Here is a 10377-nt window from a genome sequence, read left to right as displayed (position 1 = left end):
GCCCAGGACGACCTGGCGGCGGCCCGTGAGGCGGCCCACAGCCTCAAGTCCGCCGCTGCCAGCATCGGTGCCCGGCCCCTGTCCGAACTGGCGGCCCGGGTCGAGGCGGCTGCCCGGGAAGGGCAGGCGGCCGAAGTGCGGCGCCTGGGCGAGAGCCTGCCCCAACTCCTGGCCGATACCCGCAGCGCCCTGGAACGCTACATGGAGCAGGGCGGCCACTAGGGCGGTGGAGCGCCTGCCGGGCCGGCATCCGGGCTGCGGCGGCAGGCAAGAAAAAAGGCGCGGGGCCTTGCGGCCACCGCGCCTTTTTTATCGACTCCGGGCGGAGTCGATAGGGTTCGGCGTTCAGTCTTCCTTGCGCATCTGGGGGAAGAGGATGACGTCCCGGATGTTGGCGGTGTCGGTGAGCAGCATGACCAGGCGGTCGATGCCGATGCCGCAGCCGCCGGTGGGGGGCATGCCGTATTCCAGCGCGCGCACGAAGTCGTGGTCGAAGAACATGGCCTCGTCATCGCCGCTGTCCTTGGCCGCCACCTGGGCGTGAAAGCGCGCAGCCTGGTCCTCGGCGTCGTTCAGCTCGCTGAAGCCGTTGCCGAACTCGCGGCCGGTGATGTACAGCTCGAAGCGCTCCGTCACCTCGGGCCGGGCATCGTTGGCGCGCGCCAGCGGCGAGATCTCGGTGGGGTGCTCCATGATGAAGGTGGGTTGCCACAGCTTGTCTTCCACCGTTTCTTCAAAGTACAGCACCTGCAGGCTGGCCAGCGACCGGCTGGAGAGCTTGTCCTTCTCTTCCGTCATGCCCAGCTTCTTGAGCGCGCTGATCAGCCACGCGGCGTCGTCCACGTGCGCCCCCGCCTCGGTGTGCTGGAAGATGGCCTCGCGGATGGTCAGGCGCGCGAAGGGCTGCGACAGGTCCACCGGGCGGCCCTGGTAGGTCATCTGCAGGCTGCCCGTGGCTTTGAGCGCCACCTCGCGGATCAGCGTCTCGGTGAAGTCCATCAGGTCCAGGTAGTTCCAGTACGCCGCGTAGAACTCCATCATGGTGAACTCGGGGTTGTGGCGCACCGAGATACCTTCGTTGCGGTAGCTGCGGTTGATCTCGAACACGCGCTCGAAGCCGCCGACGATCAGGCGCTTCAAGTACAGCTCGGGCGCGATGCGCAGGAACATCTCCTGCTCCAGCGCGTTGTGGTGCGTGATGAACGGCTTGGCGTTGGCACCGCCGGGAATGGGGTGCAGCATGGGCGTCTCGACTTCCAGGAAGCCGTGGCTCACCATGAACTCGCGCAGGCCGCTCACGGCCTTGCTGCGGGCCACGAAGCGCTTGCGGGCGTGCTCGTCGGTGATCAGGTCCACATAGCGCTGGCGGTACTTCTGCTCCTGGTCGGCCATGCCGTGGAACTTGTCGGGCAGCGGGCGCAGGCTCTTGGTGAGCAGGCGCAGGCCGGTCACCTTGACCGACAGCTCGCCCGTCTTGGTCTTCATCAGCGTGCCCTCGGCGCCCACGATGTCGCCCAGGTCCCAGTGCTTGAAGGCGGCGTACAGCTCTTCGCCCACGGCGTCGCGCGTCACGTACAGCTGGATGCGCCCGCCCACCTCGCCCAGCGAACCGTCCTGCAGGGTGGCAAAGCTGGCCTTGCCCATCACGCGCTTGAGCATCATGCGGCCGGCCACGGACACGGTGACGGGTGCGGCCTCCAACGCCTCGGCGGCCGTGCCGCCGTGGTCCACGTGCAGCTGCGCGGCCCGGTGGGCCGGCTTGAAATTGTTCGGGAAGGCCACGCTGCCGCCCTGGGCCTGCACTTCGCGCAGCGCGCGGAGTTTTTCACGGCGCTCGGCGATGAGCTGGTTGTCATCCTGGGGGGCGGGGGCGTGGGTGTGTTCGGACATAGGGGGCCGTCGTTGCGGTGCTCAAAGGTGCGCGCCCGGGGGCGCTCACGGTCAGAAAGGGGAGGAAGGGCTGCGCGCAGCCGAACCGGTGATTTTAGGGCTTCTGCTCTGGCACCGGACTGCGAAAGACGGCCGCGGCGGTGCGGGCGATGATGCGCAGGTCCAGCCACAGCGAATGGGTGCGCGCGTATTCGCAGGCGTAGCGCAGCTTGGCGGGCAGGATTTCGTGCACATAGGTGTGCTCGGGGTCGCTGCTTTGCGCCAGCAGCGCGCTTTCGTCGCGAAAGGCCAGCGAAGCCAGGTCGGTGATGCCGGGCCGCACGCTGAACACCTGCCGTGCCACCTCCGGCGGGTACAGGGCCACGTAGTGCGGCACCTCGGGCCGGGGGCCCACCACGCTCATGTCGCCCACCAGCACGTTGGCAAACTGGGGCAGCTCGTCGAGCTTGGTGCGGCGCAGGAAGTGGCCGGCCCGGGTGATGCGTGCGTCCGCCCCCACGGTGATGGCCGGCCCCGTCTGGTCGGCCCCTACGCGCATGGTGCGGAACTTGGCAATGCGGAAATGCCGCCCCCCGCGCCCCACCCGGGTCTGCCGGTACAGCACCGGGCCGGGCGAGTCCAGCCGCACCCACAGCGCCAGCACCGCCAGCAGCGGCGCCAGCGCCAGCAGGGCGCTGGCGGCGAAGAGGATGTCGAACAGCCGCTTGGCCATGGGCGGACGGGGCTGCTCAGCCGCCCAGCAGTTCGCGCAGTGCGGCGATGACGCGGTCCTGGTCCGCGTCGCTCATGGCGGTGAACAGCGGCAGGCTCACCATGGCCTGGTAGGCAGCGTCGGCGTGCGGGAACTGCTCGGGCGTCAGGCCGTACCGGTCGCGCCAGTAGGGGTGGCGGTGCAGGGGTACGTAGTGCACGCTGGTGCCGATGCCTCGGTCCGCCAGGCCCTGGACCAGGGCGTCGCGGTCGATGCGGGCCCCGGGCGCCAGGCGTACCACGTACAGGTGCCAGGCGTGCTGCTCGCCGGCGGGCGCCACAGCGGGCAGCACCAGCGGCAAGGCGGCCAGCGCGGCGTGGTAGCGCCGGGCCAGGTGCTCGCGCCGCTGCACGAACTGCGGCAGGCGCGCCAGCTGTTCCACACCCAGCGCCGCGGCCACGTCCGTCATGTTGTATTTGAAGCCGGGCGCTACCACCTCGTAGTACCAGGCCGGGGTCTTGGAGGTAAAGCGGTCGAACGCGTCGCGGTTCATGCCGTGCAGGCGCATCACGCGCATGCGCTGGGCCAGCGCCTCGTCGCGTGTCACGGCCATGCCGCCCTCGCCGGTGGTGATGGTCTTGTTGGCGTAGAAGCTGAACACCGTCACGTCGGACTGCAGCTGCCCCACCAGCGTGCCGCGCCAAGTGGTGGGCAGCGCGTGCGCGGCGTCTTCCACCACTTTCAGGCCGTGCTCCCGGGCGATGGCGAGGAGGGCATCCATGTCGCACGCCAGGCCGCCGTAGTGCACCGGCACGATGGCCTTGGTGCGCGGCGTGATGGCGGCGCGCACGCGGGCCGGGTCCATGTTCAGGGTGACCGGGTCCACGTCCACCAGCACCGCGTCGGCGCCCAGGTAGCGTGCCACCTCCACCGTGGCCGTGAAGGTGAGCGTGGGGGCGATGACCTCGTCGCCCGGGCCGATGCCCAGCGCCTCCAGCGCCAGGTGCAGGCCCGCGGTGGCCGAGTTGACGGCCACGCTGTGCAGGCCGCCGCCCAGGTAGTCGGTGAAGGCGGCCTCGAACTTCCGGGCCATAGGGCCGGTGGTCACCCAGCCCGAGCGCAGCGCGGCGGTGACGGCGGCGATCTCCGCGTCGCCGATGTCGGGGCGGGCAAAGGGCAGGAAGGGCGGGTCGGCGGTGGGGGAAGAGGAGGGCGGCATGGGGGGCGGGCGAGGCTTAACGGGGTTTCACGGCCCAGCTCAGGCGGTGCGTGCGCAGCGGCCAGAGCAGGGCGGACGCGGGGGCGATCCACGGCGTCGGCAGGCGCCGCGCCACCGGCGGAGCCAGCGTGAGGCGGCATGAGTGTATCTGCGCGCCGGGAAACAGCTGCCCCAGCTCGCGCAGCGGGACGCCGCGCACGTCGGGGTTGGCGGGGTTGTTCACCACGAAGTCGTACACCAGCACGCCGCCGCCGGGTGCAACCCAGTGCCACAGCTGCTGCGCCATGTGGCGGCGGTAGTCCCCGTCCAGCAGCGAGCTGAAGAGCGTGAACGCGAGCACGGCGTCCTGGCTGGCCGGCGGCACGGGCGCCAGCGCTGCATCGCCCTCCACCAGCGCGACCGCCGCCGGCAGGGTGGCGCGCGCGGCGGCGGCGCGCTCGGGCAGCAACTCCAGCCCGGTCAGGCAGGCCGGTGTGGCGCCCAGCCGCACCAGGTCGTGCAGATTGCCGCCTCTGCCGCAGCCCACCTCCACCATGGGCCGCCGGGCCAGGCTGGTCCAGCCATGGGCGCGCCAGATCCGCGCCATGGCCCGCAGCCGCTCCTGCTGGGCCTGCAGTGCGGCGGCGTTGGCATACAGGCTGTAGCGCGCAGCGTCGGTCGCGGCGTCGCGCCGCGCATAGCGGGCCTGGACGGCCTGGGGCTCGTGTTCCGTCATCGGGTGATGCGTGCAAAGTGGCTGGATGGCCCGCGTGCGCGGGCCAGGTCCCACAGGCCGCGCCAGGTGCCCAGGCCGTAGCCGGCGTGGAAGGCCGCGATCGCGGCCGGCAGGCGCGGCAGCAGGCTCCAGCGGCCGGCGGCCCGGGCCGCCGCGCAGGAGGCGAGCAGCACGTAGCTGCCGTAGGCCAGGGCCAGTGCGGCCAGCGGCGCGGCGGACCAGGGCAGGGCCAGCGTGCAGGCGCCGGCCGCAGCCACGAAGACCGCAGGCACCAGCTGCCGCAGCGACCCGGGCTGCCCGTGCTTGCGCATGACGAAGGGTCGCCAGTAGCCGTACTGTCGCTGCTGCGCAAACAGGTGGGCCAGCGAATCCCGCGGGGTGTAGACGGACCGGATGTGCCGGCTTTGCCAGATGCGCGCGCCGCCCAGCCGCAGGCGCAGGTTGTGCTCGTCGTCCTGGTTGCGCACCAGGGCTTCGTCAAACCCGCCGAAGCGCTCGAACACGCTGCGCCGCCAGCAGCCCAGGTACACCGTGTCCACCTCGCCTTCGTAGTCGGTGTCGCGCGAACGGGCGCCGCCCACCACCCAGCGGCACTGGAACGCGGCGGCAATTGCCGCGCCCGTGGGGCCTGCGCCCTGCGCCACCCAGGGGCCGCCCACGTTGTCGGCGCCCGTGCGCTCCAGCGCCTCCAGGCACTGGGCCAGGTAGTCGGGGGCGAACTGGCTGTGCACATCCATGCGGGCAATGACCTGGCCCTGCGCGCGGGCGATGCAGGCGTTGAGCCCGGTGGAGACGATGCGGCCGGGGTTGTCCACCAGCACCAGCCGGGCATCGTGCGCGCAGCGCTGCAGCAGGTGCTCGCGGGTGCCGTCGTCGCTTTCGCCGTCTGCAATGAGCACCTCCATGCGCCAGCCCGGCGGGAGCTGCTGGGCCAGGGCCGAGTCGCAGAACGCGTCGATGTGGCCGCGCTCGTTGCGGCACGGCACGATCACGCTGATGAGCTGGGGCGTTTCGGTGGGGCGTGGCATAGGCTTCAACGGGCGCGCAGCAGTTGCTGGTAGAGCTGGTGCATGCGGTCCATCTGGACTGCGCGGTCGCCGTCCCGCGCGATGCGCTCGGCGTTCTGCCGGCCGCGGGCCTGCGCCAGGTCGTCGTCCTCCACCAGCGCGACGAGCTGCTCGGCAAGGGCCCGTGCATCGCCGGCCGGCACCAGGCATTGCGGCGCGAGCCACTGCCGGTTGGCCGGCAGGTCGCTGGCGACCACCGCCAGGCCGCAGGCCATGCTCTCGAGCATCGCCACCGACGTGGCATCGCTTTCGGGTACGGTGATGGCGATCTTCGCGGCGTCCAGCACGCGGGCCATGCCGGCATCGTCCAGCCGGCCGTGGAAGTGCACGGCGCCGTCCAGCCCGGCCTGCTGCACCTGCTGGCGCAGGCGCGCCTCCAGGCTTCCGCCGCCCAGCAGGTGCAGCGCCAGGCCGGCCTGGGGCCGGCGGGCGCGCAGCAGTGCGAACGCCTCCACGATGGTGTCGATACGGTAGTTGGGCTCCCAGGCGCGCGCACTCACCAGCTGGTGGCCGGGCTTGTCGTCCCACGGCACGGGGTGAAAGCGCTGCAGTTCCACACCCCAATGGATTTCCTGCGCGGCGCGCCGTGGGCGGAAAGCGGCCGCCGCGGCCACCAGGCTGGCCGAGTCGCCGGTGATGAGGTCGGCCTGCCGCAGCGTCCACCCGGTCAGCCAGCGCATCCAGGGGTTCTTGCGGGGCGTCACCAGCAGGTCGGTGCCCCAGGCGGTCATGACCAGGGGCCGCCGCCCGCAGCGCGCGGCCAGGTACCCGTAGGACGTGATGTAGTGCGCATGCACGATGTCGGGCGCCAGTTCGGCCACGTGGCGCCGGGCCTCCCGCACGCGCAGCAGCCAGTCGGTGGAGCGGTGCACCGGCCGCAGGGTGCGCACCTCCACGCCGTCCACCGGGGAGGGGCGCGCCGTGACCAGCGACACGCGGTAGCTGCGTTGGCGCATCTCCCGCGCCCAGCGCTGGACATGCGGGCTGGTGGCGTCGCCGAGCAGGCACAGGTGCAGAGGACGGTCCATGGCGTCAGGCAGCGGGGTCCGTGCCGGGGGTGTTCGGTGCGGGAGCGCTGCCGGCCCACGCGGCGTAATGGGCGCGCAACTCCGGGTGCTGTGAGAGCAGCTGCTCATCGCGCTCGCGCACGTCGCCCACCTGCCGCGCCGGCGTGCCGGCGACGATGGCGAAATCGGGCACCTCGCCGCGCACCTGCGAATAGGCGCACACGACCGCGCCCTTGCCGATGCGCGCGCCTGCCTCGATCAGGCTGTGGGGGCCGATGAAGGTGTAGGGGCCGATCTCCACGGGGGCGCTGCGATAGCCGGGCCGGGGGCCATCGTGCAACGCGTACTGGTCACCCAGCAGGCGGATGGACCGGTGTGAGCTGTGCGTCACGATGCTGACGAAGTTGGTGATCTGCACCCCCCGGCCGATGCGCAGGCCGGCGGCGGCGTCCAGAAAGTTGAAATGGCCGATGAAGACGTGGTCCGCAAGCCGCAGCCCTTCGGCACCCTCGATGCAGGTGCTGGGGGCGATGCGGGTGTGCGGCAGGCGGCGGCCCTGGTGGTCGGTCTCGCCGAACACCATGCGGTAGAACAGCGCCTGCCAGAGGCGGCGGCGCCAGCGGTTAAGCGCGGCTCTCATGCGGCATGTCCTCCCAGTTCGCCAGGGCCCAGAAATAATAGGCAAAGTAGGCCAGCATGCTCGCCGACACCCCCCAGCCTGCGCCGACGAGCCCGCCCAGGTGCAGCCCCGTGGCAAGCCCGGCAAAGAACAGGCATTGTCCAACCAGCGCCAGGCGCAGCGCCCATGCCTGCGCGCCCCAGGCCATGGTGACCACGGCCAGGGGCGAGGCCACGAAATGCAGTGCGATGTAGGGCGCAAGGGCCCGCGCCAGCTGCCCGGCTTCGGCCCACTGCGCACCAAAGGCCCAGGCGAACAGGCCCGGCCCCCACAGCAGCAGCACGGCCGCCAGCGGGCAGGCCACGGCGGCCAGCCCCAGCTGGGCCTGGCGCACCCGGCGGCGCGCGTCCGCCGGGCTGCCGGCCGCCAGCAGGTTGGGGTACAGCGCCTGCGACAGCGCCCCGCCCACCAGCGTGGCGGGTGCCTTGAGGTAGCGCAGCGCCAGGGCCCACAGCCCGGCAGCGGCGTCGCCCGTCCACGCGGCCACCAGCACCAGGGTCAGCGTGTCCTGCAAGGCCCCCAGAAAGGCATGGGGCGTGTTGAGCAGGGGAAAATCCTTGTGCTGCGCGGCCAGGGCCCGCAATGGCGCCCAAGGCTGGCGCCACAGGCCAGTCCACCCGCCCGCGGGCGCGGGCCGGGCCAGCAGCCAGGCCGCGCCCAGGCCGCCCGCGGTGGCGCCCAGCACCAGGCCCAGCGGCCCCATCTTCATCCAGCCCAGCAGCAGCTGCAGCACGGCGCCCCCGCTCTGCTGCACCAGCCGCGCGGCCGACAGCAGCGCGAAGCGCTGCGCCCGCGTGGCCCACAGGCTGAGCCATTGGGTGGCCGCGCCAGCCAGCACCGCCAGCGGCAGGGTCCAGGCCAGCGGCAGCCCGCGCACGGCGGTCAGCACGGCGGCCACCGCGATGGACGCGGCGGTCACGGCCAGCAGCACTCGCGCGCACAGCGCCATCAGCTGGGCGGCGCGCGGCTCGGTGCGTTCCAGCGGCAGGGCGAATTCGTAGCGCGCGCAGCCCACCACGGCCATGTTGGTGGCCACGGCCCACAGCAAGGAGAACTGGCCGAAGGCCTCGGGGCTGTAGGTGCGCGTGAGCGCGGGCCCCAGCACCAGCGGGATGGCGTGGGCCGCGACGCTGCCCGTGAGCAGGGTCAGCGTGGCGCGCAGGAGTCCCCCGGTCATGGCAGCGCCTGCGGCCTTTCGCGGTGGTAGCCGGGCACCAGCTGGTGCAGCAGGCGGGCCATGGCGGCGGCGTCACCGCTGCGCGCTGCCTGGTGCAGCGCCTGCAGCAGGCCTTGCAGCTCATCCCAGGGGCGGTACTCCTCGCGGGCCCGCAGGATGCGCGGGTGGTCCGTGGGCAGCGGGTTGTCGGCGATGAGCAGTTCTTCGTACAGCTTCTCGCCCGGCCGCAGGCCGGTGAAGACGATCTCGATGTCGCCCTCGGGGTGGCGCGCGTCGCGCACGGTCAGCCCCGAGAGCGTGACCATGCGCTGCGCCAGGTCCAGGATCTGGATGGGATCGCCCATGTCCAGCAGAAACACGTCGCCGCCCTCGGCCATGGCACCGGCCTGCAGCACCAGCTGCGCGGCCTCCGCGATGGTCATGAAGTAGCGTGTCACGTCGGGGTGGGTCACGGTCACCGGCCCCCCGGCTGCAATCTGCTGGCGGAACAGCGGGATCACGCTGCCGCTGGAGCCCAGCACGTTGCCGAACCGGACCATGGACAGGCGAGTCGGGCAGCTCCAGGGCCCTGCGGACGCATCGCCGGGCGGGTCGAAGGGCGGGCGCGGCGACGCCGCAATGGCCTGCAGCACCATCTCGGCCACCCGCTTGGTAGCGCCCATCACGTTGGTCGGGCGCACGGCCTTGTCCGTGGACACCAGCACAAAGTGGCTGGCACCGTGCGCCAGCGCCACACGCACCATGTTCAGCGTGCCGAACACGTTGTTCAGCACGCCTTCCCCCGCATTGGCCTCCACCATGGGCACATGCTTGTAGGCCGCGGCGTGGTAGATGGAGCCGGGCCGGTAGAGCCGGCAGATGTCGGCCATGCGCTCGGGGTCGGTGATGCTGGCCAGCAGGGGCACCAGGGCGTCGGGCGCGCTGCCGTGCGGCACCAGCGCCTGGAGTTCGTGGTGGATCGCGTACAGCGCGTATTCGCTGTGGTCCACCAGCAGCAGCTGGCGCGGGCCTTCGCGCAGGATCTGGCGGCACAGCTCGCTGCCGATGCTGCCGCCGGCGCCCGTGACCAGCACCACGGTACCCGCCAGATTGCGGCCCAGCAGTCCGGGGTCGGGCGCCACGGGTTCGCGGCCCAGCAGGTCTTCGATTTCCAGGTCCTGGAAATCGGTCACCGTGACGCGCCCGCTGGCCAGGTCGGACAGGCCGGGCAGCGTGCGGATGCGCACCGGCAGCTCGTGCAGGCTCTCGATGATCTGGCGGCGCCGCTCGCGCGTGCTGCTGGGCAGCGCCAGCAGCACATCGGTGATGCCCAGGTGGCGCACCACCTCGGGCAGGTCCTGCGGTGCATGCACGCGCACGCCGTTGATGCTGCGCCCCACCTTGGCCGGGTCGTCGTCCACGAAGCCCTGGAGCAGGTACTGCCGCGTGTTGCCCAGCCCGGCGGCCGTCTGGGCCCCGGCGCTGCCGGCCCCGTAGATCAGCAGACGGTAGGGCGCATGGCGGCTGCGGCCCGCCAGTGCCAGCCAGCCCAGCGCGCGGCTGGCCCCGACGAGCAGCATGAACAGCAGCGGCTGCAGAATGCCCACGCTGCGGGGCACGCCCTCCCACTGGGCGACCAGCAGGCAGCCCAGCAGCAGGGCTCCGTACAAAGCCACGGCCTTGCCGGTGGTGATGAGCGCATTGATGCCCGTGTAGCGGAAGATGGCGCGGTACAGCCCCAGCTTGGCAAAGACTGGAAATGCCAGCGCGGGGGCCAGCGCATAGGCCAGCCACTGCAGGCCTTCGGGCCAGTGGGGCGTCTCCAGCCGCAGGGTGAAGGCCAGCCACATGGCGATGAGCCCCAGGCAGACGTCCAGGCCCACCACCACCAGGCGCTTGGCAGGGCGCGACCAGCCCAGGATGCGGTTCAGCATGGGCGGGCGCGGGAGCACA

Annotated in this window: 10 protein-coding genes; 1 reads left to right on the top strand and 9 read right to left on the bottom strand. The window is 71.8% G+C overall.

All coding sequences use genetic code 11. The features are described from left to right. On the top strand, nucleotides 1–222 hold a 222-nt coding region (locus LWW96_RS06865; RefSeq protein WP_291485345.1), incomplete at its 5' end, for an Hpt domain-containing protein. A 123-nt stretch (nucleotides 223–345) separates the two neighbouring features. On the opposite strand, the gene lysS is transcribed toward LWW96_RS06865, so the two are convergent. From lysS to LWW96_RS06820, 9 genes are all read right to left on the bottom strand, one after another. Then, a complete protein-coding gene (lysS, locus tag LWW96_RS06860) occupies nucleotides 346–1890 on the bottom strand; it encodes a lysine--tRNA ligase (protein WP_291485343.1) in 1545 nt (514 codons plus the stop codon). A gap of 94 nt (nucleotides 1891–1984) precedes the next feature. Further along, complete coding sequence (locus tag LWW96_RS06855; protein ID WP_291485341.1) at nucleotides 1985–2602, bottom strand: sugar transferase; 618 nt, start codon at nucleotides 2600–2602, stop codon at nucleotides 1985–1987. Nucleotides 2603–2618: 16 nt separating this feature from the next. After that, a complete protein-coding gene (locus LWW96_RS06850) occupies nucleotides 2619–3800 on the bottom strand; it encodes a DegT/DnrJ/EryC1/StrS family aminotransferase (RefSeq protein ID WP_291485339.1) in 1182 nt (393 codons plus the stop codon). A 16-nt stretch (nucleotides 3801–3816) separates the two neighbouring features. Then, nucleotides 3817–4515 (bottom strand): class I SAM-dependent methyltransferase, encoded by a 699-nt coding sequence (locus LWW96_RS06845; protein WP_291485337.1) that lies wholly within the window; start codon nucleotides 4513–4515, stop codon nucleotides 3817–3819. Further along, nucleotides 4512–5543, bottom strand: coding sequence for a glycosyltransferase family 2 protein (locus LWW96_RS06840; protein WP_291485335.1), 1032 nt, complete (start codon nucleotides 5541–5543; stop codon nucleotides 4512–4514). The genes LWW96_RS06845 and LWW96_RS06840 overlap by 4 nt, the downstream gene beginning before the upstream one ends. 5 nt (nucleotides 5544–5548) lie before the next feature. Then, the gene (locus LWW96_RS06835; RefSeq protein ID WP_291485333.1) at nucleotides 5549–6610 is read right to left on the bottom strand and encodes a glycosyltransferase; all 1062 of its coding nucleotides are present in this window, start codon (nucleotides 6608–6610) and stop codon (nucleotides 5549–5551) included. 4 nt (nucleotides 6611–6614) lie between these two features. Beyond that, nucleotides 6615–7229 carry an acyltransferase gene (locus LWW96_RS06830; RefSeq protein ID WP_291485331.1) on the bottom strand — a complete coding sequence of 205 codons (615 nt, stop codon included), beginning with the start codon at nucleotides 7227–7229 and terminating at the stop codon, nucleotides 6615–6617. Next, nucleotides 7213–8445 (bottom strand): lipopolysaccharide biosynthesis protein, encoded by a 1233-nt coding sequence (locus LWW96_RS06825; protein ID WP_291485329.1) that lies wholly within the window; start codon nucleotides 8443–8445, stop codon nucleotides 7213–7215. Before LWW96_RS06825 ends, LWW96_RS06830 begins: the two co-directional genes overlap by 17 nt. Beyond that, nucleotides 8442–10358 carry a nucleoside-diphosphate sugar epimerase/dehydratase gene (locus LWW96_RS06820; protein ID WP_291485328.1) on the bottom strand — a complete coding sequence of 639 codons (1917 nt, stop codon included), beginning with the start codon at nucleotides 10356–10358 and terminating at the stop codon, nucleotides 8442–8444. The genes LWW96_RS06825 and LWW96_RS06820 overlap by 4 nt, the downstream gene beginning before the upstream one ends. Nucleotides 10359–10377 lie beyond the last annotated feature (19 nt).

It is taken from the genome of Acidovorax sp. (genome assembly GCF_021287135.1).
Lineage (GTDB): Bacteria > Pseudomonadota > Gammaproteobacteria > Burkholderiales > Burkholderiaceae_C > Acidovorax.
This window is presented reverse-complemented; position numbering and strand designations above follow the sequence as displayed.